Origin of the sequence: Mesorhizobium sp. CAU 1741, assembly GCF_039839275.1 — a bacterium.
In the GTDB taxonomy this organism is placed as follows: Bacteria; Pseudomonadota; Alphaproteobacteria; order Rhizobiales; family Rhizobiaceae; genus Aerobium.
Map to the genome: position 1 here is coordinate 1079556 of NZ_JBDOQP010000001.1, position 26030 is coordinate 1105585.

At 62.5% G+C, this 26030-nt stretch carries 28 protein-coding genes; 15 read left to right on the forward strand and 13 right to left on the reverse strand.

Features of this window, described 5'->3' with window-relative positions; genetic code table 11:
- Nucleotides 1–118: 118 nt before the first annotated feature.
- Nucleotides 119–571, reverse strand: a complete 453-nt coding sequence (locus AAFN84_RS05135; protein ID WP_347513423.1) for a hypothetical protein — start codon at nucleotides 569–571, stop codon at nucleotides 119–121.
- Nucleotides 572–573: 2 nt separating this feature from the next.
- Nucleotides 574–2760 (reverse strand): TonB-dependent receptor, encoded by a 2187-nt coding sequence (locus tag AAFN84_RS05140; protein WP_347513424.1) that lies wholly within the window; start codon nucleotides 2758–2760, stop codon nucleotides 574–576.
- 207 nt (nucleotides 2761–2967) lie between these two features.
- On the opposite strand from AAFN84_RS05140, the gene AAFN84_RS05145 reads away from it, so the two are divergent.
- Genes AAFN84_RS05145 through AAFN84_RS05165 form a run of 5 tightly spaced genes read left to right on the forward strand, consistent with a single transcriptional unit; the run spans nucleotide 2968 to nucleotide 7066 of the window.
- Nucleotides 2968–3183, forward strand: a complete 216-nt coding sequence (locus AAFN84_RS05145) for a hemin uptake protein HemP (protein WP_347513425.1) — start codon at nucleotides 2968–2970, stop codon at nucleotides 3181–3183.
- A gap of 19 nt (nucleotides 3184–3202) precedes the next feature.
- Nucleotides 3203–4258, forward strand: coding sequence for a ChuX/HutX family heme-like substrate-binding protein (locus AAFN84_RS05150; protein ID WP_347513426.1), 1056 nt, complete (start codon nucleotides 3203–3205; stop codon nucleotides 4256–4258).
- Between the two features lie 13 nt (nucleotides 4259–4271).
- Nucleotides 4272–5150 (forward strand): ABC transporter substrate-binding protein, encoded by an 879-nt coding sequence (locus AAFN84_RS05155; protein ID WP_347513427.1) that lies wholly within the window; start codon nucleotides 4272–4274, stop codon nucleotides 5148–5150.
- An 8-nt stretch (nucleotides 5151–5158) separates the two neighbouring features.
- The gene (locus AAFN84_RS05160) at nucleotides 5159–6262 is read left to right on the forward strand and encodes an iron ABC transporter permease (protein ID WP_347513428.1); all 1104 of its coding nucleotides are present in this window, start codon (nucleotides 5159–5161) and stop codon (nucleotides 6260–6262) included.
- A 12-nt stretch (nucleotides 6263–6274) separates the two neighbouring features.
- Entirely contained in the window at nucleotides 6275–7066 is a 792-nt protein-coding gene (locus AAFN84_RS05165) for a heme ABC transporter ATP-binding protein (RefSeq protein WP_347513429.1), read from the forward strand.
- A gap of 303 nt (nucleotides 7067–7369) precedes the next feature.
- Here the strand turns inward: AAFN84_RS05165 and gloA are convergent, their stop codons facing one another.
- Nucleotides 7370–7810, reverse strand: a complete 441-nt coding sequence (gene gloA, locus AAFN84_RS05170) for a lactoylglutathione lyase (protein WP_347513430.1) — start codon at nucleotides 7808–7810, stop codon at nucleotides 7370–7372.
- 224 nt (nucleotides 7811–8034) lie between these two features.
- On the opposite strand from gloA, the gene AAFN84_RS05175 reads away from it, so the two are divergent.
- From AAFN84_RS05175 to AAFN84_RS05190, 4 genes are read left to right on the forward strand one after another with little or no spacing between them, the layout of a single operon-like run.
- The gene (locus AAFN84_RS05175; RefSeq protein ID WP_347513431.1) at nucleotides 8035–8628 is read left to right on the forward strand and encodes a cold-shock protein; all 594 of its coding nucleotides are present in this window, start codon (nucleotides 8035–8037) and stop codon (nucleotides 8626–8628) included.
- 30 nt (nucleotides 8629–8658) lie between these two features.
- Entirely contained in the window at nucleotides 8659–9162 is a 504-nt protein-coding gene (locus tag AAFN84_RS05180; protein WP_347513432.1) for a DUF192 domain-containing protein, read from the forward strand.
- 31 nt (nucleotides 9163–9193) lie between these two features.
- The gene (locus tag AAFN84_RS05185) at nucleotides 9194–9964 is read left to right on the forward strand and encodes an alpha/beta hydrolase (RefSeq protein ID WP_347513433.1); all 771 of its coding nucleotides are present in this window, start codon (nucleotides 9194–9196) and stop codon (nucleotides 9962–9964) included.
- The gene (locus tag AAFN84_RS05190; RefSeq protein ID WP_347513434.1) at nucleotides 9961–10827 is read left to right on the forward strand and encodes an alpha/beta hydrolase; all 867 of its coding nucleotides are present in this window, start codon (nucleotides 9961–9963) and stop codon (nucleotides 10825–10827) included. The genes AAFN84_RS05185 and AAFN84_RS05190 overlap by 4 nt, the downstream gene beginning before the upstream one ends.
- A gap of 7 nt (nucleotides 10828–10834) precedes the next feature.
- On the opposite strand, the gene AAFN84_RS05195 is transcribed toward AAFN84_RS05190, so the two are convergent.
- Together AAFN84_RS05195 and AAFN84_RS05200 are read right to left on the reverse strand one after the other, a co-directional pair.
- Nucleotides 10835–12025, reverse strand: coding sequence for a crosslink repair DNA glycosylase YcaQ family protein (locus AAFN84_RS05195; protein ID WP_347513435.1), 1191 nt, complete (start codon nucleotides 12023–12025; stop codon nucleotides 10835–10837).
- 104 nt (nucleotides 12026–12129) lie between these two features.
- On the reverse strand, nucleotides 12130–12924 hold the full coding sequence (locus AAFN84_RS05200; RefSeq protein ID WP_347513436.1) for an enoyl-CoA hydratase-related protein: 795 nt from the start codon (nucleotides 12922–12924) through the stop codon (nucleotides 12130–12132).
- A gap of 116 nt (nucleotides 12925–13040) precedes the next feature.
- On the opposite strand from AAFN84_RS05200, the gene cysE reads away from it, so the two are divergent.
- Nucleotides 13041–13862 (forward strand): serine O-acetyltransferase, encoded by an 822-nt coding sequence (cysE, locus tag AAFN84_RS05205; protein ID WP_347513437.1) that lies wholly within the window; start codon nucleotides 13041–13043, stop codon nucleotides 13860–13862.
- 103 nt (nucleotides 13863–13965) lie between these two features.
- Nucleotides 13966–14175 (forward strand): DUF3126 family protein, encoded by a 210-nt coding sequence (locus tag AAFN84_RS05210; RefSeq protein WP_347513438.1) that lies wholly within the window; start codon nucleotides 13966–13968, stop codon nucleotides 14173–14175.
- A 5-nt stretch (nucleotides 14176–14180) separates the two neighbouring features.
- Here the strand turns inward: AAFN84_RS05210 and AAFN84_RS05215 are convergent, their stop codons facing one another.
- The gene (locus AAFN84_RS05215; RefSeq protein ID WP_347513439.1) at nucleotides 14181–14858 is read right to left on the reverse strand and encodes a hypothetical protein; all 678 of its coding nucleotides are present in this window, start codon (nucleotides 14856–14858) and stop codon (nucleotides 14181–14183) included.
- Nucleotides 14859–15050: 192 nt separating this feature from the next.
- Here AAFN84_RS05215 and AAFN84_RS05220 point away from each other — a divergent pair, with 192 nt between their 5' ends.
- The 3 genes from AAFN84_RS05220 to AAFN84_RS05230 all read left to right on the forward strand — a co-directional run bounded on the left by AAFN84_RS05220 (nucleotide 15051) and on the right by AAFN84_RS05230 (nucleotide 17656).
- On the forward strand, nucleotides 15051–15578 hold the full coding sequence (locus tag AAFN84_RS05220; RefSeq protein ID WP_347513440.1) for a gamma carbonic anhydrase family protein: 528 nt from the start codon (nucleotides 15051–15053) through the stop codon (nucleotides 15576–15578).
- A gap of 144 nt (nucleotides 15579–15722) precedes the next feature.
- Entirely contained in the window at nucleotides 15723–17141 is a 1419-nt protein-coding gene (gene mgtE, locus AAFN84_RS05225; RefSeq protein WP_347513441.1) for a magnesium transporter, read from the forward strand.
- A 128-nt stretch (nucleotides 17142–17269) separates the two neighbouring features.
- Nucleotides 17270–17656, forward strand: a complete 387-nt coding sequence (locus AAFN84_RS05230) for a MerR family DNA-binding transcriptional regulator (protein WP_347513442.1) — start codon at nucleotides 17270–17272, stop codon at nucleotides 17654–17656.
- Nucleotides 17657–17671: 15 nt separating this feature from the next.
- Here the strand turns inward: AAFN84_RS05230 and AAFN84_RS05235 are convergent, their stop codons facing one another.
- Both AAFN84_RS05235 and AAFN84_RS05240 read right to left on the reverse strand, forming a co-directional pair.
- Nucleotides 17672–18148: an isoprenylcysteine carboxylmethyltransferase family protein gene (locus tag AAFN84_RS05235; protein ID WP_347513443.1), complete on the reverse strand. Its 477-nt coding sequence runs from the start codon at nucleotides 18146–18148 to the stop codon at nucleotides 17672–17674.
- Entirely contained in the window at nucleotides 18145–19125 is a 981-nt protein-coding gene (locus tag AAFN84_RS05240; protein ID WP_347513444.1) for a DUF1624 domain-containing protein, read from the reverse strand. Before AAFN84_RS05240 ends, AAFN84_RS05235 begins: the two co-directional genes overlap by 4 nt.
- Before the next feature lie 88 nt (nucleotides 19126–19213).
- On the opposite strand from AAFN84_RS05240, the gene AAFN84_RS05245 reads away from it, so the two are divergent.
- A complete protein-coding gene (locus AAFN84_RS05245; protein WP_347513445.1) occupies nucleotides 19214–20044 on the forward strand; it encodes an aldo/keto reductase in 831 nt (276 codons plus the stop codon).
- Nucleotides 20045–20046: 2 nt separating this feature from the next.
- Here the strand turns inward: AAFN84_RS05245 and AAFN84_RS05250 are convergent, their stop codons facing one another.
- From AAFN84_RS05250 to AAFN84_RS05270, 5 genes are all read right to left on the reverse strand, one after another.
- Nucleotides 20047–20985, reverse strand: coding sequence for an ABC transporter permease (locus tag AAFN84_RS05250; RefSeq protein WP_347513446.1), 939 nt, complete (start codon nucleotides 20983–20985; stop codon nucleotides 20047–20049).
- Nucleotides 20986–20992: 7 nt separating this feature from the next.
- Nucleotides 20993–22006 (reverse strand): ABC transporter permease, encoded by a 1014-nt coding sequence (locus AAFN84_RS05255; protein ID WP_347513447.1) that lies wholly within the window; start codon nucleotides 22004–22006, stop codon nucleotides 20993–20995.
- Between the two features lie 102 nt (nucleotides 22007–22108).
- Nucleotides 22109–23815 carry a peptide ABC transporter substrate-binding protein gene (locus tag AAFN84_RS05260; protein ID WP_347513448.1) on the reverse strand — a complete coding sequence of 569 codons (1707 nt, stop codon included), beginning with the start codon at nucleotides 23813–23815 and terminating at the stop codon, nucleotides 22109–22111.
- 205 nt (nucleotides 23816–24020) lie between these two features.
- Nucleotides 24021–25031, reverse strand: coding sequence for an oligopeptide/dipeptide ABC transporter ATP-binding protein (locus tag AAFN84_RS05265; protein ID WP_347513796.1), 1011 nt, complete (start codon nucleotides 25029–25031; stop codon nucleotides 24021–24023).
- 1 nt (nucleotide 25032) lies between these two features.
- Nucleotides 25033–26016 carry an ABC transporter ATP-binding protein gene (locus AAFN84_RS05270; RefSeq protein ID WP_347513449.1) on the reverse strand — a complete coding sequence of 328 codons (984 nt, stop codon included), beginning with the start codon at nucleotides 26014–26016 and terminating at the stop codon, nucleotides 25033–25035.
- Between the last annotated feature and the right edge of the window lie 14 nt (nucleotides 26017–26030).

A 26030-nucleotide genomic window follows, 5' to 3' on the forward strand; every position in this document is an offset into this window, starting at 1 on the left:
ATACCAGGAAATCGAAGGGCGGGACGTCGTTCGATCACGATGACCATCCCGCCAGCCATTTCTGTCAAAGTTTTGTCTTCACGGCACCGAGCGGATTGGCCCGGCGCCGCAGCGAAGTTCAGATGCCCAGCTCGGCATCGGTACGGCTTTCCGTCTTGAGCGAGCGGATGCAGTCACCCGGTTCGATGCCCGTGCCCTTGCACTCGGTGGCGTCGTTGATGAGCACACGGCCCAGCTTGGTGCAGTCGACATTGGTGAAATCGAACTGCCGCACCTTGGTCTTTCCTTGCGGCAGATCGTTGAAGTCGACGATGGTCAGCCGGCTGACCATGCCCTCCGTGTCGAAGAGAACCAGTTCGAACGCGGCACTCTCCAGCTCGCCACCCAACTCGTTCGTCACCACGAAGGTGAATCTGCATCCGTTGTCGGTGGGTTGCAGCGCGTTGAGTTCCACAAGGAGGCCGGGAGCGGAGGAGGTCTCTTCCGCTCCCTGCGCTGCCGCGCCGGAGAAGGGCACGGCAACGGCCAGCGCAGCCGCCGCCAGGAAACGAACAATGGCTGCGTGTCTCATGATTACCATCCAAACTGTTTTGCTAGGGAAACCTTGAACGTCCGACCCTTGCCGGCGTCGTTGTGAAGGAATTCCTTGTACTGCGAGTTGAAAATATTGTCGATTCCGCCGGTGATTTCCCAGCCGCGAAGCTGGCCTTCCTGCGGCTTCCAGGTGACGAAGACATCGTGCAGGTCGAAGGATTTGGCGAACCGCGTCGAGGTGCCCGTCCAGTCCGCTTCCGAGGACCGGAGCGCGGAATCCTGCGGCGCAGCGACGAAGCGCGAGCGCCAGCCGAAGCTGAGGCCGTGCTCGGGTAGGCGACCGCCAAGTGTCAGTGCCAGTTCGTGCGGCGCGACCGATGTGAGGTAGGCGTCGGTGACGTCGTTCTTGCCGATGACATGTGTATAGCTCGCGCTGGCGAAGACGTAGTCCGCCTCATAGGCGAGTTCCAGTTCGGCGCCATAGATGGTTGCCGCGTTGAGGTTGATGTATTGCGCTGAATATCCGCCATTGTTGCACGCCGTGACGCTCGAGCACTGGCGAAAGATCAGGTCGGAAATGTCGTTGTAGAAACCCGTGGCCTTGAACTGCAGGCCGTCGCCCGGCTGGACGAGGTCGAATGCGGACACGGAGAAGCCGGCCTCGTAGTTATTCGACCTTTCCTTGTCCAGTCCGTAGCTTGGAAATGGCGTCGAGAACATTTCGTCGATCGTCGGGAACCGTTCGGTATGGGCGATCGATCCGAAGACGGCGAAGGTATCGTTGAACCGGTAGTGTGCGGCAAGCTTGGGCGAGAAGGCCCAGTCGTCGGCCGAGCCGCTCAGACCGGTTGATTCATCGGGCGAGAGCGTGCGCCAGTCGACGCGCATGCCGGGGATGAGCGTCAGCCTGTCGTCCCAGATGTACTCGTTCTGTATGAAGGCGCCGGTCTTGAGGTCGGTTCCTTCGGGATGGTGTGCGAAATAGTAGGGATCGCCATTCGGCAGGAACGATTCCGACGTGCGCGTCTGGTGCGACAATTGCAGGCCGTAGCTCAGATAGTTCTCCCAAGTGTCACCCGCCCACATGCTGGTGTTCTCGGCCTTGAGCTGCAGCGTTCGGTAGCCGTAGTCGGTGTCGCAGAACATGTTCGCGGTCGCATTGGCGCCGCAGACGAAATTCTGGCCGGGAATGCCGCTCGCATTTTCCTGCGCCACGCTGGTGTTGGAAACCGAGGCGGACAGCTTCAAGTCCAGCATGTCGTTGTCGGAGAACGGGTTTTCGTAGGAAATGACGCCTGTCCGGTCGATCACGTGCCGGTCGACGGTGCCGAAGCCGGAGACCGTGCCATCCGACAGCGCGCCGCCGATCTGTGCATAGTCCTGATCGGCTGCGTCGGAATCCCACTGTTGGTAGGAGACCCGCAGCGTGCCTTCATCGCCGACGCGTGCCGTCATCTTGCCGAGACCCGACCATGCGGAAAAGTCTGAGCTGTTGATGACGGTGCCATTGCCGGTCTTGTAGGAATCGGAGGTGCGGTAGTTGCCGGCGAGCAGGAAGTCGAAATCCTCCGCGAAGCGCTGGGCAAAGACGAACGAGCCGAGATAACCGTCGCGATTGGAATTGTAGCCTCCCTTGAGGCGCAGCGCTCCCGTCTCTCCATCGGCGATGAAGTCGGCCGCGTCCTTCGTCGTGAAGTTGATGACGCCACCGAGTGCACCGGACCCGTAGAGGGTCGAGGAGGCAGGCCCGCGCAGCACCTCGACGCGCTTGAATAGTTCCGGGTCGTTGAAGAACCCGCCCATGCGGTACTGCTCGTAGAATTTCGTCGCACCGTCGACATTGACGATGATGCGGCCTTCTTCGCCCGCCGATTCGGGCGCACCGATACCGCGGATGTTGAAGCCCTGGCCGAAGGTCCGATCGGAGCCGGCGGTGTTGACGCCGGGAATGTTGCGCAGGATTTCACCGACATTGGTTGCCTGCATGACGTCGATGTCTTCCTGTTCGATGACGGTCACCGACTGCGGTGTATCGATGGCGACCTTCTCGGCGCCGGCGCCGACCACCAGGCGCTGAAGAAGGGTCACGCGGCCCTGCCGCTCCGCCTCGTTGGTGACGACGTCGTTGCCTGCACTTTCCTGTGCCGAAACTTGTAGAACGCCTCCGACAATGGCCAAAGCCGCTCCGCCGAGCAGAACGGTCGTCTTGCGAGCCACCAGCCCCATTCTCAATACTCCTGAATTGTTCAGTTTCCTGCTGGCTGGCACGGCGCTCGCTCGCTCCTTTCGTCGCGGAAGGTCTAAAATGTTGACTCTCTTACTCCGGTATTGCGCTTCCTATTAAACCTGATAATTAGTGTCAAGAATTCAAACACGTTTTGTGCAACCGCCCAGCCAGCATCCGCGAGCCCGGACATCGAAAGGAACGGTATCGTGAACAGCTACACTCCTCTCAATCATCCCTCCTTCCGTCGCTCTACCGTTGCCGAGAACGGCCATGCCCCGGCACCCCGTCCGATCGACCGCATGTCGCGCGTGGTGACCAGCGATTCGCTCTTCCGCGGCTCGCACGAGATCGGGATCGAGCATGAGGGATCGATGTACCGCCTCAAGATCACGCGTCAGGGGAAGCTGATCCTCAACAAGTGACATGGCATCGGGTGGCATCATGAATTCAGCAGCCAAGCCCACGCCGAAAGAGATTCGGCAGGCGCGCGTCGACAATCCGAAGCTGCGCGAACGCGATCTGGCGGCTCAGTTGGGCGTATCGGAAGGCGATCTCGTCGCGGCGCAGGTCGCACAGGGTGCGCAGCGCATCGAACCGCGGGTCAATGACATCCTGCAGGGGCTCGAAGCAGTCGGCGAAGTCATGGCGCTGACGCGCAATGAAAGCGCCGTGCACGAGAAGATCGGCATCTACGACAAGGTGGTTCCAGGCCAGCACGCATCGATGGTGCTCGGCGCCGACATCGATCTGCGGGTTTTCCCCAATGCGTGGACCTACGGTTTCGCGGTGGAGAAACGTGATGGCGACAGCGTCCGCCACAGCCTGCAATTCTTCGACCAGGCGGGCGATGCTGTGCACAAGGTGCATTTGCGACCGACATCCAGCCTCTATGCGTACCAGAAGCTCGTGGCGTCGCTGGCAAGCGCGGACCAGTCGCAGGCGATCGACACAAAACCCCTGAAAAGGTCGTCATTCGCGCCTGACGAAGCAGGGAGCGCAGACGAATTGCGCGAGCGCTGGGGAGCGATGACCGACGTGCATCAGTTCTTCGGCATGCTGCGTGCGCTCAAGCTGGAGCGCCGTCAGGCGCTCGACATGGTCGGCGACGACTATGCCTGGCTTCTCGATCGCGAATGCCTGTCGGCGATGTTCCATCACGTCGCCCGGGAAGAGATCCCGATCATGTGTTTCGTCGGCAACCATGGCTGCATCCAGATCCATGCCGGCCCGGTGACGACGATCAAACCGATGGGGCCATGGATCAACGTTCTCGACGAGACGTTTCATCTGCACTTGCGTCTCGACCATGTCCGTGAAGTGTGGGCGGTTCGCAAGCCGACCAAGGACGGTCACGTCACCTCGCTTGAAGCCTACGACGCCGACAACCAACTGATCATCCAGTTCTTCGGCAAGCGCCATGAAGGACACGCCGAGCGGGACGACTGGCGCAAGATCGCAGAGCACCTGCCGCGCATCCCTCGCTCGACAGCGGCCTGAGGAGAAGATTTAGATGATGTCCAGACTTGCCACTCACGTCGCCGCAATTGGCGTGGCGATGACGACGGTGCTTGCGCCGGCATATTCCCAGGAGAGCGAATACGACACGTCTCGCGTGGTGGCGATCGGTGGCTCAATCACCGAGATCGTCTATGCGCTCGGCCAGGAGGACAAGCTCATCGCACGCGATTCGACGAGCGTTTTCCCGGCCAAGGCACTGGCATTGCCCGATGTCGGCTATATGCGTGCGCTTTCCCCCGAGGGTGTGCTCTCGGTCGATCCGAGCGTGATCATCACGCTCGAAGGTAGCGGTCCTCCCGAGGCGCTCGAGGTTCTGGAAAAGGCGAGCGTCCCGATGGTGACGATCCCGGACGGCTTCGATCGTGAAGGCATACTCGAAAAGGTGCGGATCGTCGGCGAAGTCTTGGGCGTCCCGGAAGAGGCGACCGCACTGGCCGAGCAAATCGGCGAGGAGATCGATGCTGCGCTGAAAGCGACAGCCGGTATCGAGACCCGAAAGAAAGTGCTGTTCGTTCTGTCTTTGCAGGGCGGCCGCATCCTGGCATCCGGGACGGGAACGGCGGCCGATGGCATCATCGCGATGGCGGGCGGCGTCAACGCCGTCACCGACTATCCCGGCTACAAGCAATTGACCGACGAAGCGGTGATCGAAGCCGCGCCGGACGTCATCTTGTCGATGAGCCGTGGTGGAGATCACGAGGCCCAGGTGGATCAGTTGCTCGGCAATCCCGCCATCGCGGCCACTCCGGCGGCGGTGACGAAAAGCATCGTGCGCATGGACGGCGCCTATCTGCTCGGCTTCGGTCCCAGGACCGCGGCGGCAGCGCGCGAGCTTGCTGTGTCGCTCTACGGCGACTTGGCAAAGGACTGAGCCAAGTCATGGCGTTGCTTGAAAGGATGCGCATCAGCGGCCTGACGGAGGGTGCACCGGAGGGAGACCGGTCGACACGTGCCAGGTTGACCGTCGTCATGCTCGGGCTGTTATTGCTGGTCGTTGCGCTGTTCAGCCTCACCGCCGGTGCTTCGGATGCTTCGGCATGGGACGTGGTTTTCGGATGGACGCCGGGTGCCACCACTGTCGAGACAGCTCTGTCGGCCCGCGACCACATCATCGTCTACGATATCAGGCTGCCGCGCGTGATCCTCGGCATCCTGATTGGCGCGGCGCTGGCCGTTTCAGGCGCCGTGATGCAGGGGCTGTTCCGCAATCCGCTGGCTGATCCGGGTCTTGTCGGCGTCTCCGCCGGCGCTGGACTTGGCGCCATCACGATGATCGTCCTCGGCGCAGGCGTGCTTGCGCCCGTCACCGCGTTGCTCGGCATCTATGCGTTGCCCCTGGCCGCATTCGGCGGCGGACTGGCGACCACCATGCTGCTTTACCGGGTTGCGACGCGCCGCGGTCAGACCTCGATCGCCACGATGCTGCTCGCCGGCATCGCGCTTGGCGCCATGGCAGGTGCATTCTCGGGCCTGCTCGTCTTCATGGCCGACGATCGGCAATTGCGCGACCTGACTTTCTGGGGCCTTGGCTCGCTGGCGGGCGCGACATGGACCAAGATCGCCGCCGCCGGCCCGGTGATCGTGCTGGTGCTCGTCTCCGCGCCATTTCTGGCGCGCTCGCTCAACGCTCTGGCGCTTGGGGAGGCGACGGCCAACCACCTCGGCATACCGGTGCAGCGGTTCAAGAACATTGCGATCGTGGGTGTGGCCGCCGCGACCGGCGCGTCAGTGGCTGTCTCGGGCGGCATTGGTTTCGTCGGCATTGTCGTGCCGCATCTCCTGCGCCTGCTGATCGGCCCGGACCACCGCTACCTGCTTCCTGCCTCCGCGCTGCTTGGCGCATCACTGCTGCTGCTTGCCGACGCCGTCAGCCGGACGATCGTCGCGCCGGCGGAACTGCCTATCGGGATCGTCACGGCAGCGGTGGGCGCCCCATTCTTCCTATGGATCCTGCTGCGCAAGCGGGGCCTGCTCGACCTCTGAGGGAGCGATCCGATGATTGAAGCCAATGACGTCTCGGTGTCGATCGGCGGCAAGGCGATCCTTCACGGCGTCGATTTCGCGGCGCGGACGGGGGACGTGACGGCGATCGTCGGCCCCAACGGATCTGGAAAAACCACTTTCCTGAAGGCGCTTTCCGGCGACCTTCCGGCAGATGGCACCATACGGATCAACGGCCGTGACCTTCGCGAGACGAAGTCGTGGCAGCTTGCCGGCCTGCGCGCCGTGCTGCCACAGTCGACCACGCTGTCCTTTCCGTTCACAGTGCGCGAGATTGTCAAGCTGGGTATCGTCGGCGGCCGCTCGGGCGCGCTGGCTGGAGAGGACCAGCGCCTGCCGGAGAGGGCGCTCGCGCGGGTCGATCTCGACGGTTTCGCGGGCCGCTTCTACCAGGAACTGTCCGGCGGCGAACAGCAGCGCGTCCAGCTTGCCCGGGTGCTGTGCCAGGTCTGGGCCCCGGTGCTGGACGGTGAGCCGCGCTGGCTCTTTCTGGACGAGCCGGTGTCCAGCCTCGACATCAGGCACCAGCTCGTCATCATGCGGATCGCGCACGAATTTGCCGAGCGAGGCGGCGGCGTCATCGCCATACTTCACGACCTCAACCTCGCCTCGATGTTCGCCGACAAGGTCGCGGTCATGAGCGCCGGGCGGCTGGCTGCTTCCGGGTCGCCGGGCGAGGTGTTTACCGACGACCTCATCTACCGCGTCTTCGAGTGCCGGCTGAAGGTCGGCGCACTGCCCGCAGGCGATGCGCCGTTTGTCCTGCCGCAATCGGCTGTTTTTTAGGAATAGTTGCCCGAAGCCATACCGTAGCCTGTGCGAGGCGTGTCGTGAAAACTTGTGACCCGGCAGCGAGTGCTCGATGGGTCCCGGCTCCCTCTGCGCTTCGCTCCGGTCGGCCGGGATGACGACGGAAAGGGAGAGGGCAATTGCGAACGCCGCTGGCTTTCACAAACCTCTCCACGTCGTCATCCCGGAAGCCGAAGCGAAGCGGAGGTTATCCGGGAGCCATTGGCCTGAATGTCGTCGCGTACGGCCCGGTCCTCGTTGAGGCAGACGTCGCGTCGGTCCAAAGCTCTTATTCCGGTGTTACCAGGCGCCAGTATTCGCCATCGACGCCCATGGCTCGGCCTTCGGCTTTGCCGAACCCTTCTGCAGTAGTTCGAAGGAAATACCGTCCGGCGAACGCACGAACGCCATGTGACCGTCGCGCGGCGGGCGGTTGATCGTCACGCCATTGTCCATCAGGTGCTGGCACAGCGCATATATGTCGTCCACTTCATAGGCGAGGTGGCCGAAATTACGCCCGCCCTGATAGTCCTCGGGCTCCCAGTTGTATGTCAGTTCGAGCAACGGCGCCTTCTTGGTCTTTCCCGCTTCTTCGTCTTCAGGGGCGGCAAGGAACACGAGCGTGAATTTGCCCTGTTCGTTTTCGATCCGGTTCACCTCCGTGAGGCCGAGCTTGTTGCAATAGAAATCAAGAGACTGGTCGAGGTCCTTCACGCGGACCATTGTGTGGAGATAGCGCATCGCGGCTCCTGTCGTCGTTTGGTTGAAGGTGGCCCTGATATGGCGCAAGCCGATGGCGGCGGCAACCGTGGCGGGATCGTGTTCGCGACGCAGGGAGAGATTATGGCGGATTGTAGTCGGGGAAATGTTGAAAAATGGCACACGGCTCTTGCTAACCCATGAACGCACAGTGTTATCCTGACGATCAGAATCAGTGGGTTTGATCGAAGGAAAGGTACGTCGGGATGGGGGACAAGGCCTCTTCTGAGAGGCGCTACGCGACCAATGACGAAGCCTTGGGACCGGATAGCGGCGACGAGGCGGCGCTCGCCGAAATCTCGGGCGCAATCAAGTGGTTCGACGTCGCCAAGGGTTACGGGTTCATACTTCCCGACGATGAGGTCATGGGCGATGTGCTTCTGCACGTCACCTGCCTGCGCAAGGACGGCTTCCAGACCGCGCTCGAGGGCGCGCGGATCGTATGCCTGGTGCGCAGGGGCGAGCGGGGGCTCCAGGCGTTCAAGATCATTTCCATGGACAACACGACGGCGGTACATCCAGCCGAGCAGCCACTGCAGCGCACGCATGTGGCAGTCACCGCCGAGAGCGGGCTGGAGCGGGCGCTGGTCAAGTGGTTCAACCGCACGAAAGGCTTCGGATTTCTGACGCGGGGCGAGGGCACCGAGGACATTTTCGTCCACATGGAAACGCTGCGTCGTTACGGGCTTGCGGAGTTGCGGCCCGGCCAGGTCGTGCTCGTGCGCTTCGGGCGTGGCGACAAGGGCCTTATGGCTGCCGAAATTCATCCCGATATGGGAACGCTGCCGATCTCGCACTGACGCGATACAAGCCCGGCAGGCAGGATGGTCATGTCACGCTTTGTCTGGGTACTGTCGATTTTTCTCGCGGCGATGTCTGCGCATGTCACGCAATCCGCGTTCAGCCAGCCGGCCGAGCGGGGCCAGCCGATGCTGCTGCCGGACGACCCGCACCCCCTGCTGGTCGAGACAGCCAGCGGCACCCACGAATTCACCATCGAAGTTGCGGCTTCGCCGGATCAGCGTGCCGCCGGCCTGATGTTTCGCACCGACATGGCAGACGACAAGGGCATGCTGTTCGTCTTCGAGCGCACCCAGCGGCTGTCGTTCTGGATGCAGAACACACCGATGCCGCTCGATCTGATCTTCATCGACGCGGACGGCCGCATCGTCGCAATCCGCTGGGGCGAGCCGTTCTCCACCGCCTCGATTTCCTCGCTGACGCCGGCGCGCTTTGTGCTTGAACTCAAGGCGGGAACCGCGCAAGAAGCGGGCATGAAAGAGGGCGATCTCGTCCGCCATCCACGAATCGAGGAGACCGCGGGAGCCGACTGAACCCGGCTCCTCACGGAGTTGCCGCCGCAGCATGCAGAAATTCAGCCATCAGGGCTTCGACATCGCCTATCTCGATCGTGCGCCGGAAACAGGGGGTGGAGAGCCCGTCCTTCTCGTGCACGGATTTGCATCCAGCATGCAGGTCAACTGGGTCGGGCCGGGCTGGGTGAAGACGCTCACCGAAGCCGGCTATCGCGCCATCGCGTTCGACCACCGCGGCCATGGCCTTTCGGCCAAAAGCTACGATCCGAACGACTACACCCCATCGCTGATGGCGGGTGATGCCGCAGCACTGCTCGATCACCTCGGCATCCAGAAGGCGCATGTCTTCGGCTACTCGATGGGCGCTCGCGTTGCGGCGTTTATGGCGCTTGCCAATCCCGACCTCGTTGCCTCGGTCATCTTTGGCGGACTCGGCTACGGCATGGTCGACGGCGTCGGTGACTGGGATCCGATAGCCGAAGCATTGATCGCGCCGGATCCCGCTACCGTGACGCATCCGCGCGGCAAGATGTTTCGCACCTTTGCCGACCAGACCAAGAGCGACCGCAGGGCGCTGGCAGCCTGCATTGCCAAGTCGCGGGAAGAGCTCAGTGAAGCCGATATCGGACGTATCCGCCAGCCGGCGCTGATCGGGGTCGGCACGACGGACGACATCGCCGGATCGGCACAAGCGCTTGCCGGGCTGATGCCGCATGCCAAGGCGTTCGACATCGTCGGCCGCGACCACATGCTTTCGGTCGGCGACCGCACCTTCAAGGCGGCGGTTCTCGATTTTCTCAGGGAACACCCGCTTTCATGACACCGACGCCGATCGAATTCTCCGGAGCCGAAGGCAACCGGCTTGCCGCTGATCTTTGGGACGGACGCGGCCATCCCGTCGTTTTCCTGCACGGAGGCGGGCAGACGCGGCACGCCTGGACCAGCACTGCGCGACGCGTTGCCGAAAGCGGCATGCGGGCGATCACGGTCGACCTGCGCGGCCATGGCGACAGCGCTTGGGTAGTCAGCGGGAACTATGCGTTCGCGGATTATGGCGATGATGCCGTTGCGATCTTTCGGCAGGTCAAAGAACGGTTCCATGCCCACCCATCGTCCGTCGGCGCCTCGCTTGGCGGCCTGTCGTCTTTGATCGCCCAGACCCGCCATCCCGACTTGCTGGATTCGCTGGTGCTCGTCGACATCACCCCGCGCATGGACCCGGAAGGTGTATCGAAAATCCAGGGTTTCATGGGCGAACGCATGGAGGAGGGGTTCTCCTCACTCGAAGAAGCCGCCGCTGCAGTTTCCGCCTACCTTCCCAACCGGACACGGCCGCGTTCACTCGACGGGTTGCGAAAGAACCTGAGGCTTGGCGACGATGGCCGCTTTCGCTGGCACTGGGATCCTGCGTTCATGACCAGTACCCGCAACATCAACGAGGGCGCGCGTGAAACCATGGAAGGGCTCATGGCAGCTCTGCCTGATCTGCGCCTGCCGATCCTTCTGGTGCGCGGCATGCAGTCGGAACTCGTTCATGAAGAGTTCGCCCGCGAATTCGTCTCGTTGGCGCCCTCGGCCAGTTATGTGGACGTCGGCGGTGCCGGCCATATGGTTGCGGGCGACAAGAACGACGTCTTCAGCAAGGCTGTGCTGAATTTCCTCACCGACCGTCAGGCGGCCTGAGGCACGCTCAGCGCTGCCAGCCGTCTTCGAACTCGACACCGCTGACACCGGCGAAGCGACGCAGGCGCTCGAGTTCCGCTTCCAGCTTGCCTGTGAGAACACGCGATACCCGCACGCCGGGCTCGGGCCAAAAGGCGCGGACGACGAGCGCGTCGCGGTCACGTTCGGCCTTCACGTCGATGCGGCCGACGGCGCGATCGCCGCGCAGCACTGGATAGACGTAGTAGCCATATTGCCGCTTTGCCTCGGGCACGAAAATCTCGATTCGGTAGAAGAAGCCGAAGAGCCGTTCCGTTCGCGCGCGGTCGCGCAGCAGCGGGTCGAAAGGGCTGAGAATGCGCACCCGGTCGGCGGGTTCGGCCGCGTGCATCGCCGCCTCCGCTGCCTCGGGAAAGGCGAAACACGCCCTTGGCTTTCCACCATCGATGGCTTGGACCTGCACCGGAACGAGCTCGTCGCGGTTCTCGGCAATCCACCCCTCCACCTCCGCTGGCGTCAGCAATGCCCAGAAGGCGGCGATCTCGCCGCGCGTGGCGAAGCCAAGCCGGGTCAGCGCCTGACGGCATGCCCAGTCGATGAAGGCATGGTGGTCGACTTCGGCGTCGTGATGGTTTGTGGGGATGACGCGTTGCGTCAGGTCGTAGACCTTCTGGAAGCCGTCCCGGCGAGCGATGGCGAGTTCGCCGGTGCGCCAGAGATATTCCAGCGCGGCCTTGGACGGATGCCAATCCCACCAACCGGTCGAAGGTTTGTCGCCTTCGAAGTGACGCGCCAGAGTCGGGCCGTTGCTGGCGACATGGTCACGAACCCGGGCAATGTCGTCGTCGAACCCCTCAGAGCCGAAATGACCCTTCCAGCGTGTCCGCAAGCGCTGCTTCTCGCGGACAAAGCGATGTTTCCAGTAGGGAAAGAATGCGCTGGGGATGATCGACGCGTCATGCGTCCAGTTCTCGAACAAGGCGCCGTCGCGCTCCATGAGCTGCTGCAGGTCGCGGCGGCGGTAGGTTTGGCTGCGCGAATGCAGGATATGGTGATGTGCGCGCTCCAGCACGTTGACGCTGTCGACCTGGACGAAACCGAGCCGGTCGATGGCGGCCTCGAGTTCGGCCTTTCGCATCTGTCCGGACTGCCGGCCGTCGAGCCCGTAGAGCGAGAGCAGGTGGCGGCGGGCGCGCTGATTGTCGAGAAGTGTGGTCATCATCCGAGTCTAGTGAACATCGCCCTCTCATCCACCCGAAAAGCCGCTTCACGGCAAGCCCGGCGGCCATCGCATCCTGACAGCAGTGTGGCAGCAATGGCGGTCTAGCGGCCCGTGAAGATTGCCGGCCTCTTTTCGCGAAAAGCAGCGCGACCTTCCGCATAGTCGGCGCTTTCGAAGGTCGCGTCTCCGAGCGTCGTCGCCGTATCGATGTCCTGCCTTGTCTGCGTCAGGCTGGCGCGTATCGATGCCTTCGAGGCCTTGATCGAGAGGGGGGCGTTTGTGGCAATCGCTGCCGCCAGTTCAGACGCACGCCGCTCCAGGCCGGTTGGTTCAACGATCTCCAGCAGAAATCCCGCATCCAGCGCTGCGTCTGCGTCGATCCGGGCGGCCGTATAGGACAGATAGCGTGCCATTTGCGGGCCTACCGCGTGCACGATGTCGGACATCGCATCGACCGGATAGGCAAGGCCGAGCCGGGCAGGCGGCACGCAGAACAGGGCGGTGGCCGAACCGAGACGCAGATCGCATGCGGCCGCCAGGCCGAAGCCGCCGCCAAAGCAAATACCCCTTATTGCTGCGATGGTCGGCACGGGACAATTGCGTATCGCCGAAAAAGCTGCCGAGTTCTCCGCTTCGTAAAGGCGGGCGCTGTGCGCGTTGCCGCGCACGGTGTCGAACTCGCCGATGTCTGCGCCGGCGCAGAAATCGTTCCCTTGGCCCGTGAGCACGACGGCGCGAACGGTCGCGTCCGCGGCCAGTTGCCCCATCAGGCTGGTCAACTCGCGCCACATCGCCTGGGTCATGGCGTTCTTGCGCTCCGGCCTGTCGATGGCGATCGTGGCGACGTTGTCCTCTACGGTGAGGCGTATGGAACCTGATTGCGCGTTTTCTTGCATTTGCGTGACACCAATCCGTTTGAACCTGCGTTAAGGAAATTGCGGTTCATTTGACATGCCAAAGGGATTATGGTTCGCACCACGCCGTGGCAAGACGTTTGACAGGAGAGACCACGATGAGCAGCGCAAGTGCAGTCAGGTCCGAAACGATCCAGCCAATCGATCCGATCTGGAGTTCAGTCAGGCGCGAGGCCGCCGAGGCGGTCGAAAAGGACCCGCTGCTTGCGGCCTTCCTCTACTCCACCATACTGAATCACGAGAATTTGGAGGCGGCGGTGGTTCACCGCCTGTCAGAGCGCCTCGATCATCCTGATCTTGGTGCCGATCTCATCCGTCAGACCTATCACGCCATGGTCCGCGAGACGCCCGACTGGAGCGCGGCGGTGCGCGTTGACATCCAGGCCTATTACGACCGCGACCCCGCCTGCGACCGGTTCCTGATGCCGGTGCTGTACTTCAAGGGGTTTCATGCCATCCAGACCCACCGGCTGGCCCACTGGCTGTGGAACACGGGGCGCCGGGATTTCGCGCTCTACCTGCAGAGCCGTTCCTCGGCCGTTTTCCAGACCGACATCCATCCCGCATCGAAGATGGGCAAGGGCATCTTCATCGACCATGCGACGGGTCTCGTCGTCGGTGAAACGGCGGTGGTCGAGGACGACGTTTCCATGCTGCATGGGGTCACGCTCGGTGGCACTGGCAAGGCTGGCGGCGACAGGCATCCGAAGATTCGCCACGGCGTGCTGATCGGAGCCGGGGCCAAGATTCTCGGCAACATCGAGATCGGCCACTGCTCGAAGGTCGCGGCCGGCTCGGTGGTGCTTCGCTCCGTGCCCAACAACAAGACGGTTGCCGGCGTTCCGGCTCGCATCGTCGGCGAAGCGGGGTGCGACGAACCTTCGCGGGCGATGGACCAGCTTCTTTCAGGCGGCGACTGAGACGTAGCGGCAGGCATGCCTTGAAACCGGCGGCGCGGGGTTTACATGGCCGTGCAGCGCGTGCCAGAAGCGCGAGCGTCAACACCGCCAGCGGAGAACAGGTTTGAAACCCGAAGAGATCAGGAAGCTCGACAGCTACTTCAAGCGCACGTTCCAGAACCAGCAACTGCAGGTCAAGGCACGTCCGCGCAAAGACGATTCGTGCGAGCTCTATCTCGGCGACGAATTCCTCGGCATCATCTTCAAGGACGATGACGACGGCGACCTGTCCTACAATTTCTCGATGGCGATCCTCGACGTCGACCTGGACTGAATGTCTCAGCGCGCCGTCTGCAGAAAGCTCTCCGCCACGGCGCGGACAGCGGCGTCCACGTCGCGCCAGGAGCCCGCGAGTTCGGCCGGCATGCGATAGGTGAGGGTTAGGCCCTCGCCGATGTGAAGGTCGCGCTCGCATGGCGCCAGCGACTGTTTTGATTGGTCACCGGCCAGGCATCGTGCGACGAAGGGTGGCGAGATTTCGCCCTGCCCACCGACGATCAGCACCTCATCCATATACCCCGACGCTGTGGTGAACGGGTAGGCCGTCAAGCCGCCGGGGCCAACTCGGCCGCTGGGCTCGACGAGTGCGCGATAGATCGGCTCGTAGCGGCCGCTCATGTCCCGCGACATCATGCGCTCCTCGAACGAGAGGAAAAGGATGCGGCGGGAATCGTCGAGGTGATTGAAGTCGTCGCGGGCGACATCGCTGTAGCCATCCATCTGCGGCCACCGCAGATAGACATCCAGCCGCGCCGCCACGCCATCGCGACGCGAGCCTTCGAAGCGGATCATGTTGGCAGGCACGACGAGAACGTCGTTGCCGATAACGATCTCGTGCAGCGTGCGGTCGTCGGTGTGTCCGGCCATGGCGATCGTCTTTCCGGCCCACTTGCCGACCAGACTGACGCCGACGGACAACAGTGCCAGCACGACGAAGCCGATAAACACGCGGATCATGAATCCGGAGCGGATCGGTCTGGGTTCCGTTGCCTCCGGGCCTTGAGCAGCTCCTGCGTACACGTTGCGATCCTTCGACAACCCGTTCCGTTCCGGCCGACACTGGCGCCATCATGGTAAACGGAGCGTAAACGGCGTCCTATCGAAGCGGATCGCGAGCTTCTAGAGTGCCGAAAATGCAAGGAGAGAATCATGCCGGTCTATGCACTCGACGGAATCCAGCCGCAGTTCGACGAAGAGGCCAGCAACTGGATCGCGCCGGATGCAAACGTCATCGGCAAAGTCCGGCTTGGCAGCAAGGCGAGCATATGGTTCGGCGCGGTGCTGCGCGGAGACAACGAAACGATCACGATAGGCGCGCGCTCCAACATACAGGAGCACTCGATGCTCCACACCGATCCAGGCTTTCCATTGACGGTCGGCGACGGCTGTACTGTCGGCCACCGGGCGATCCTGCATGGTTGCAGCATCGGCGACAACAGCCTGGTCGGGATGGGGGCGATCATCCTCAATGGCGCGCGTATCGGCAGGAACAGCCTGGTCGGCGCGGGCGCGCTCGTCACCGAGGGCAAGGAATTTCCCGACAACTCACTGATCATGGGCGCGCCCGCGAAAGCCGTGCGCACGCTCGACGACGCCGCGGTAGAGCGCCTCAAGATGTCGGCGCAGATATACGTCGCCAACGGTGCGCGGTTCCGGGCCGGGCTTGCCGGCACTTGATTTCTTTGGCGACATTGTCCCGCAACCGCGTCGCGAGTGGGGCGTTTCATGTTGCAGCGCCTCCAACGGCCGAAATCGTTTTGTGTTTGCCGCGGTGGCACGCTAGACGACACATGACTCACACAGCCAAGGCGGGAGGCGTTGTTGGAAAATCCACATGAGCGGCCACCCGAAGCGGAAGCCGGTAGCGGGGCAGGTGACGACATCTACGACGAGAATGGCGTGCTGCGCGCGTCGTTCCTGGCGCATATCGGCGCTGCGATTGCAGACCGCGATACGCTGACGCTCAAACAGGACGTCGCGTCGCTGCACCAGTCCGAGATCGGCGATCTCATCGAAGCGCTGATGCCCGAGCAGCGCCGCGCGCTCGTCGAACTGATGGGCGCCGACTTCGACTTCACGGCTCTCACCGAAGTCGACGATGCCATTCGTATGGACATCGTCGACAGCCTGCCGAACGAGCAGATCGCGCAGGCGGTGCAGGAACTGGATTCGGATGACGCCGTCTACATTCTCGAGGACCTCGACCAGGAAGACCGCGACGAGATTCTCGCCCAGCTTCCGTTTACCGAACGCATCAGGCTGCGGCGGGCGCTCGACTACCCGGAGGAGACAGCCGGCCGGCGCATGCAGACGGAGTTCGTCGCGGTGCCGCCGTTCTGGACCGTGGGACAGACGATCGACTACATGCGCGAAGACCGCAACCTACCGGATTCGTTCAGCCAGATCTTCGTCATCGACCCAACTTTCCGTCTGCTCGGCGCCGTCGACCTCGACCGCATCCTGCGCACCAAGCGTACGGTGCGCATCGAGGAGATCATGCACGAGACGCGCCATGCCATCCCGGCCACGATGGACCAGGAAGAGGCCGCGCAGGTCTTCGAGCAGTACGATCTTCTGTCCGCCGCGGTGGTGGATGAAAACGAGCGGCTTGTCGGCGTCCTGACCATCGACGATGTCGTCGACGTCATCCAGGAAGAAGCCGAGGAAGATCTTATGCGCCTCGGTGGCGTCGGCGACGAGGAGCTCTCCGACACGGTCCTGGCGATTTCGCGCTCGCGCGTGCCGTGGCTGATGGTCAATCTCGTGATGGCGTTTGTCGCGGCGTCCGTAATCGGGCTGTTCGATGCGACCATCCAGCAGATTGTGGCGCTCGCGATTCTGATGCCGATCGTTGCCGGCATGGGCGGCAATGCCGGTTCCCAGACGATGACGGTCACCGTGCGCGCCCTCGCGACAAAGGACATCGACATCTATAATGCCGGCCGCATCATCCGCCGCGAGATCGGCGTGGGCCTGCTCAATGGCGCGATCTTCGCGACGCTGATCGGGCTGGTTGCCGGCTTCTGGTTTTCCGACGTCGACCTCGGAGTCATCATCGCGACCGCCATGGTGCTGAACCTGCTCGTCGCTGCGCTTGCCGGCATCCTCGTGCCACTGCTGCTCGACAGGTTCGGCGCGGATCCCGCCGTCGCGTCCTCCGTGTTCGTCACCACGATTACCGATGTGGTTGGGTTCTTCGCCTTTCTCGGCCTCGCAACTTGGTGGTTTGGGGTGCAGTAGCGGCGCCTGCGGAACCGCGGTGTTGCACGCTTTGCGCCATCGGTTTGCCGCACACAGGCTTGCGAATTGACTTTTACGTAAATGCCGTGGCAAATTCTGCAACGGATTCATGACAGGATGCCGCGCGCATGCGGGAATACTACACGATCACCGAACTGACCCGCGAGTTCGATGTCTCGACCAGAACGTTGCGGTTCTATGAGGATGAGGGACTGATCGCGCCGGTGCGGCGCGGTCGCACGCGTCTGTTCCGCCCCTCGGACCGGCATCTCATCAAGCAGATCATGCGTGGCAAGCGTCTGGGCTTCTCCATCAACGAGATCCGCGAGATCATACAGATGTACCGTGAGCCGCCCGGCGAGGTGGGGCAGCTCAAGCTGATGATCAAGCGCATCGAGGAGAAACGCGAGGAGCTGCGCCAGAAACGCCGCGACCTCGAAGAAACGCTCGCCGAACTCGACAATGCTGAGGAGGCGTGCGTGGAGCGGCTCGTCGAACTCGGCGTCACCACCTGAGCGTTTCCGGATCGTTCAGATCCAGCGACGGACCTTCTTGGTGTAGTCGCGATATTTCTTGCCGAAGCGCATTTCCAGATGCCGTTCCTCGCGTTCTATCGCCAGCTTCTGGGTGATGAATGCCGCGATCGGCGCGAGCAAGATAAACCACAAGATACCGCCGATCAGCCCGACGCCGATCATCAGCATGGTGTTGCCGAGATAGATCGGATTGCGGCTGAAGGAGAACGGCCCGTTCGTAACCAGATGGTCGCTGGCGTGATGCGGCATGATCGTCGTCTTGGCGCGCGCGAGCGTGCGCATTGCCGAGATGTCGATGAACAGCGCGCCCGCCACCAGGATCCAGCCGACAGCGAACAGGAACTCGGCCAACTGAAGTGGCAGCCAGGGCAAGGGTGCGAGCCAGTGCGCGATAATGGCCAGCGCGACGGCCGCTATATAGATGATCGGTGGCCATGGCAGCGTGTTCGGCCGGTCCTGCAGCGTCGTCATGGCATGTCCTCCCCGTCGCCCGAAGGCTCAGCCTCGAAACTGCACGCTGACACGATCTCCTGCAAGCGCTGCGATGTCTGAGGAGACGGCGCGCCGCCATACACTTCGTCAAAGCGGTTCTCGGTTTCGAGTTTTTCCAGCACGCATACGCAATAGACCGAGCAGAATTCGGCGCCCTCCGTCTGTTCGCATTGAGCGGTGCAGGCGCGGGTAAACTCGATGTCGCGCGGTACCTCGGCCGCTGGAAAGACCTGCGAGAACAACCACACGCTGGCGATGAGCAGCGGCTGGTGGATAAGGTAGAATGCCAGGCTGTGTCGGCCGGCTGCCTGGATTGGCCGCGTCGCCGCGGGCAGGGTGATGGGGCGCAGGCGCCCGAACAAACCCCTTGCCTCTGCAACGCGCGTGGCAGCCATGCCGAGCAGAACGGCGCCGAACCATGGAAACAGCGGCACGTAGTCGTTCGATCGTGGATTGGCGCTGGACAATCCGACCCACCATAGCGCCGGATGGTCGAAGACCGCAGAACGCAGAAATTGCGGTGCGGCGATCACGGCCACTGCGGCCAAGACCACGAGCCAGACGGGCAAACGCAGGAAGGCCATGCCCAGCAGGCTGGCCAGTGCGATCTGGTGCAGGATGCCGAAGAAGATGAAGCCTCCGGGAACCGCCAGCCAGGTGACGAGCGAAATCGCACCGGCCGCAAGAGCTACCATCGCCAGTCGCTTGAGGAACGGCCGCCAGCGCACGCCGCGTGCGTGGGCGAGAACCAGGCTCACGCCGACGAGGAAGAGGAAGGATGACGCGATCGACCGGGCGAACAGGCGCCATCCCCCGGTTGCCGTCATTCCAGGGTCGGCGTAGCCGAAGAATTCCAGGTCCCAGGCGAGATGATAGATCGCCATGGCCACGAGCGCGATGCCGCGCGCGAAATCGATCGTTTCCAGGCGGGGTTTGTCGTTTGCGGACCGCTGCACTAGTTTGCCTCTACTCGACTCCAAACACCGCCCGCCGATGCGATAGCACAAGATGCGGGGGATACGCCAAACAGGAAAGGGGTTTGCCATGCACAGCGTGGAAGCGAACGGCGCTGCCATCCCGGCACTCGGGCTCGGTACATGGACGCTGAAAGGACGAGACTGTTCGGCGCTCGTCGAACAGGCGCTGGCGCTCGGCTACCGCCATCTCGACACGGCCGCCAGCTATGGCAACGAGGCCGATGTCGGTGCAGGCCTGCGCGCCTCCGGTGTGGATCGCGATGCTGTCTTCGTGACCACCAAGGTGTGGTGGACCGAACTTGCAGCCGAGGACTTCCGGCGATCGGCGGAAGCGAGCCTGACGCGGCTGGGCGTCGACCAGGTCGACCTGCTGCTTGTTCACTGGCCCAATGCCGACATTCCGCTCGAGGAGACGATCACCGCGCTGAACATGGTGCGTGCCGACGGCCTCACGCGCCATATCGGGGTGTCGAATTTCCCGACCGGGTTGCTGTCGCAGGCGATCATGGCCTCGGAAGCGCCGCTCGTAGCGAACCAGGTCGAGAACCATCCCTATCTCGACCAACGGAAGGTCCACGCCGCCTGCCGTTCCGCCGGCATGGCCATGGTGTCTTATTGTCCGCTGTATCGGGGCGGCCCGCTGTTCGAAGAAGCGGCCGTGCGCGATGCCGCCGATGCGCATGGCAAGACGCCCGCGCAAATCGTGCTGCGCTGGCATGTGCAGCAGGACGGCGTGGTGGCCATCCCGCGCACCACGCGCGCGGAGCGCCTGAGCGAAAACGCGAATATCTTCGATTTTGCGCTCAGTGCCCCCGAGATGGCGAAGATTTCGTCTTTGCGCCAGGCAGGACGGCGAATCTGCGATTACGACTTTTCGCCTGACTGGGACGCGCCGTAGCCCTACCTCCCGCGAATCCTGGGGTCGAGCGCATCGCGCAGCCCGTCGCCGACATAATTGATGCTGAGCACCGTCAGCGAGATCGCCAGGCCTGGCCAGATGACCCGCGAGGGATTGATCTGGATGAAGTTGACGCCGTCGTAGAGGAGGCGGCCCCAGGTCGGAAAATCGGACGGAAAACCCAGGCCAAGGAATGATAGAGCGGACTCCGTAATGATTGCGGTCGCAATGCCGAGCGTCGCCGAGACCATGATCGGCGACAGGACGTTGGGCAGGATGTGGCGGGTGACGATGCGTCGTTCGCGCGTGCCGATAGACTTGGCCGCGAGCACGAACTCCTGCTCCTTTACCGAAAGCACGGCGCCGCGCACGATGCGTGCCGTCTGCATCCAGCTCGTCACGCCGATCACGAACACAATCAGCAGGAAGATGCCGGTCTCCGGCCCGAAGGCGGCGCGTAGAGTGTCACGAAACAACATGATGATGACGAGCAGCAGGGGCAACAGCGGCAGCGCGAGGAACAGATCCGTCAGCCGCATCAGCAGCCCTTCGAGACGCTTGAAATAGCCGGCGATGATGCCGATCGTGGTTCCGACGAACAGAGAGAGCAGCATCGCGGTGACGCCCACCGACAGCGACGTCCTGCCACCAGCAAGCACCTGGGCGAACATGTCCCGTCCCAGGTTGTCGGTGCCCATCGGATGCGCGAACGAGATTCCCTGGTTGCGCGCACGGACATTCAGCGCGCCGGGGTCGACGCCGTGGATGTAGGGACCGAACACCACCAGAAGGATGATCGAGATGAAGATGATGGCGCCCATCACGCCGCCGCGATGCTGGCGGAACTGGCGCCAGACGTCGGCTATCAGAGTGCGCTGCTTGCGGGCAGTCTCTGGCTGCGGTCCCGGGGCAGGGCTGGTCGTGCCCGCGGTCGAAGTCATGGCCGCGTCAGTCATAGCGAATTCTCGGGTCGAGGATGCCGTAGAGAAGATCGGCAATCAGGTTGAAGAACACGATCAGGACGGCAAAGATGAAGGTCAGGGTCTGAACCAGCGGTATGTCGGCGCCCTGGATCGCTATGATGAGAAGCTGTCCGAGGCCGTTCACGCGGAAAATCTGCTCGGTGATGATGGCGCCGGAGAAAATAGTCGGAATACCCAGGGCAATCACCGTGACGACCGGGATGAGGCTGTTGCGCAGCACATGGATCAAGACGACCACACGCTCCTTCATGCCTTTGGCCCGAGCCGTACGCACATAATCCTGGTTGAGATTGTCCAGCATCGAGGCGCGGACGAAGCGGCTGAGCTGTGCCGCATTGTAGAGCGCCAGCACCATCACCGGCAGCACCATCTGCCGGACCTGGACCCAGAAGCTTGACCAGTCCGTGATGACATGGGTGGTGTCGTAGATCGACGGAAACCACTGAAGTTGCACGCTGAAGATGACGATGAGTACCACGCCGGTAAAGAAGGTCGGCACGGAAAAGCCGATCATCGAGACGAAGGTGCCGATCTGGTCGAACCACGAATACTGGCGATAGGCGGAGATGATGCCGACCGGAAGCGCGATCATGATCCCGACGATATAGGACATGCCGACGACAAGCAGCGTTTGCGGGAGACGCTCGGCAATCAGGTCGACGACGGGGCTGCGGGTCGCCCAGGAGCGGATTCGCAGGCGCTCGGCGGAGTTGCCGATCTCGATGCCGAACAGGCGTTCGATGATGTTGAGCGGTTCGTTGATGAAGAACTGGTTCAGCCAGTAGATGTAGCGGATGTAGAATGGCTCGCCCAAACCCAGTGACTGACGGATCTGCTCGCGCACCTCCGGTGGAATCGTCAGCGGCAGGTTGCCGGTCGGATCGTTCGGCGCAAGGTCGAGCAGGGCGAAGATGATGAAGCTGATGACGAGCAGTGTCGGCACAGCGAACATCAGTCGCCGAAGCGTATAGTTCAGCATCGAAGGGCTCCGGGCGCGGCCCGCGCGCTGGTCGCACGGGATGCCATTGTGATGACAACCGGCTCCGCAGGACGCGAAGCCGGCTACGTCACGTTCTGGCTGTTACTGCAAGCGTGTCCAGTCGGCCACGTTCCAGAGTTCCGAGTCCCACGAGTTCATCCGCACGCCGTCGATGGTGACGGAATGGGCCGACACGTCGCCGCGGTGGATCAGCGGGATGAGAGCCCCTTCATTCGAAAGGATGTCGTTCAGCTGCTTGGCGATATCGCCGCGTGCTTCCAGTTCGGCAGTCGTTGAAAGTTCGGCAACGAGCGCATCATACTCCTCGGAGCAGAAGCGCGGCACGTTTGCACCGAGCCAGCCGTTTTCGGGGCTCGGGATGTCGCTGCACAGCCAACCTGCCATGTAGCCCTGCGGGTCGGTGCCGGGGAAGTTGTTGGTATACATCTCAACGTCCGCATAGAACTTCTGGAACGTGTCCGGGCTGGCCGGATCTCCGCCGAAGAACACCGCAGCGTCGACGTTGCGCAGCTCGCTCTCGACGCCAATCTGTTCCCACATGTCCTTTACGAGTGCCTGTGTCGCTTGCCGAACCGAGTTCGTGGACGTCTGATAGAGGATGGAAATTCGAACACCATCCTTGGCGCGGACGCCGTCGGAACCGCGTTCCCAACCGGCTTCATCGAGAAGACGGTTTGCTTCGTCGATGTCCTGGGTCAGGCACCAGTCGACGTTGGTCGATGCGTAATTTTCCGGAGCGGGCAAGATATTGCAGGTCGATTGACCGCTGGCGCCGTAGCCGGCCTCGACGAGAAGGTCCCGGTCGATCGCGATGGACAGCGCCCTTCGTACTGCCGGATCACTGAGGAACGGATGCGGCCCGGCTTCCTTTGTGGACCGTGCGTCTCCCTTGTCGGGAGAAGGATCATAGGCGTTGACCTCGATGCGTTCCACCGACGTGCCGAAGGACGTCACCAGCTTGCCGCGTCCGGCGGCCGACATCTGGTCGAGGATTTCGGGTTCGACCTGCAGGTTCCAGGCATAGTCGAATTCGCCGGTCTCAAGCACCGAGCGCGCGGCAGAGGCAGCGTCGCCGCCACCCTTCAGTGTCAGGGTCGCGAATGCGGGCTTTGCCGGATCGCGATAATGCTCGTTCGCCTCGAAGGTGACGACGTCATTGGCGCGGAACTCGGCGACCTTGAACGGGCCAGTGCCGTGCGGACCGAAATTCTGTTCGGTGCATTCGGGCGCGCGTGGGCCCATGCAGTTTTCGAACTGCGCCTTCTGGATAATCGGCGACTCTGCCCCCACGAATGCAGTGTAGGGGAAGGGCTTCGCGACGCTGAAATTGACCTTGACGGTCAAGTCGTCGACGACTTCGACGGACTCGACGTCTTGGAACTTCGCGATCTGCTGGCAGCCGCCATCGGGCGCCATGCAGTAGTCGGCCGTGAACTTAACGTCGTTCGCCGTGAAGGGCGTGCCGTCGGACCACATCAGGCCTTCCGAAATCTTCCAGGTGATCGACTTCAGGTCCTCCGAGACGCCGCCGTTTTCGACCGTCGGGATTTCATCGACGAGCGCAGGGACCATGGTGCCGGTCTCGTCGTATTTGGCCAGCGGCTCGATGACGACGGACGAGCCTTCGACGTCCTTGGTGCCGCCCGAAAGATAAGGATTGAGGATCGAAACGGCCTGCCAGTACAGGATGTTGAGATTGCCGTCGCTGCCTCGCTCGGCCTGCGCGGCGGCCGCGCTGAACGCCAGCGCTGCCGCCGTTCCAGTTAGGATTGTCGTGAACTTCTTCATTTGAGCTTCCCCTTTGATCTTGTTGTTCCCATCGAAGCACCTGTTGCGGCCCGCCGCTCCCATTGGCCGACTGCAACATCCGGTGCATTCATATCCGCACAAGAATGCGGTGTTGGCAAATCGATTCAGATAAGTTTACCGGGCCTCCTTTCCCGCGTTTACTACCTGCTGGTTCCTTGCAACCTTCCTTGTCTGCTTCATCATCTCAGGCGAAGTGACAGGCTGCCTTGTGATTGTCTCCTACGTCGCGCCAAAGCGGTTCCTCCACGAAGCAGAGCTCCTGTGCTTGCGGACAGCGTGTGCAAAAGCGGCAGCCGTGCGGCGGGTTCGCCGGGTCCGGAATCTCGCCGGTGAGAATGATGCGCTGGCGGTCGGTCTCGATCTTGGGATCGGGCATCGGCACCGCCGACAGCAGTGCCTTGGTATAGGGATGTCGTGGTGCCTGGAAGAGCGTCCCGACATCGGTGAGTTCGACCATCTTGCCGAGATACATCACGGCGACGCGGTCAGCGATGTGCTTGACCATCGACAGATCGTGGCTGATGAAAAGATACGTCAGCCCGAGCTTTTTCTGCAGATCTTCCAGGAGATTGACCACCTGGGCCTGGATCGAGACGTCCAGCGCTGCGATCGGCTCGTCGCAGACGATGAAATCCGGGTCCAGTGCAAGGGCACGGGCGATACCGATGCGCTGGCGCTGACCGCCGGAGAACTCGTGCGGGTAGCGATTGATGTAATCGGGATTGAGACCAACGGCATCGAGCAGTTCGCGGACCCGGTCGCGCCGCGCCTGGCCCTTGTGCTGGGCATGTTCCAGCAAAGGCTCGCCAATGATGGCCCCGACCGTCATGCGCGGATTGAGCGACGCCTGGGGATCCTGGAAAATCATTTGCATGCGCGGGCGCATGCGCCGCAAAGACTCGCCTTCCATGGACGCGATATCGTTGCCCTCGAACAGGATGCGGCCGCCGGTCGCGCGATACAGTCTCAGCAGGGCGCGTCCGGTGGTCGACTTGCCGCAACCGCTCTCGCCCACGAGACCAAGGGTCTCGCCCTTCCTGATGTCGAACGAAACGCCGTCTACCGCACGCACGGCGCCGATCCGTCGGCGCAGCATGCCGCCATAAACCGGAAAGTGCATCTTTAGGTTCTCGACCGTGACGAGCGCAGGAGGAGGGGGAGGTGTGGCGACCGCGGACGCCTGTTGCCCGGTCATATCAAGCGACATCGCGCGGCATCCTTGTTTCAGGGTTCCACCAGCAAGCGACGTCGTGACGTCCACCGAGATCGATCAGGGGCGGGTTTTGCGCCAGGCAACGGTCGAACGCGTGCGTACAGCGTGGCGCGAACGGGCATGAGGACGGTTCCGCCAGCAAGAGAGGCGGCTGTCCGTTGATGGAACGCAGCCGCTCGCCCGGAGCGTGGCGTCCGGGAAGGGACTCAAGCAGTGCGCGCGTATAGGGGTGTTGCGGGTTTTCGAACAGGTCTCCGACCAGCGCGTGCTCGACTACCTGGCCGCCATACATGACGATGACGCGGTCGGCGATGCCGGCGGCGACACCCAGATCGTGGGTGATCCAGATGATCGCCATGCCAAGCTTCTGGCGAAGGTCGCGCACCAGTTCGAGGATCTGGGCCTGGACCGTGACGTCGAGCGCCGTCGTCGGTTCGTCCGCGATCAGCACCTTGGGATCGCAGGCCAGTGCGATCGCGATCACGACGCGCTGGCGCATGCCGCCGGAGAACTGGTGAGGATAGTCGTCGATCCGATTGGATGCTGCCGGTATGCCGACGAGTTCGAGCAACTCGATCGCCCGTTTCCGGGCGTTCCTGCGGCTCAGTCCCATGTGCTCGCGCAACGGCTCCATGATCTGGTAGCCCACGGTGAACACCGGGTTGAGCGAGGTCATCGGATCCTGAAACACGAAGCCGATCTGGGCGCCGCGCACATGGCGTATCCCGGAAGCCGTCAGCTTCACGAGATCCTGATCCTGGAACAGAACCCGGCCATCGGCAATGCGAGCCGGAGGCATCGGCAGGAGCTGCATCAGCGACATCATCGCAACGCTCTTGCCGGAGCCGCTTTCACCGACGACAGCAAGAAGTTCGCCTTCGTCGAGACTGAAACTGATCCCGTTTACCGCGTGAATCACACCATCATGGGTGTGGAATACGGTCTTGAGATCGGAGACTTCCAACACCTGAACGATGGGAA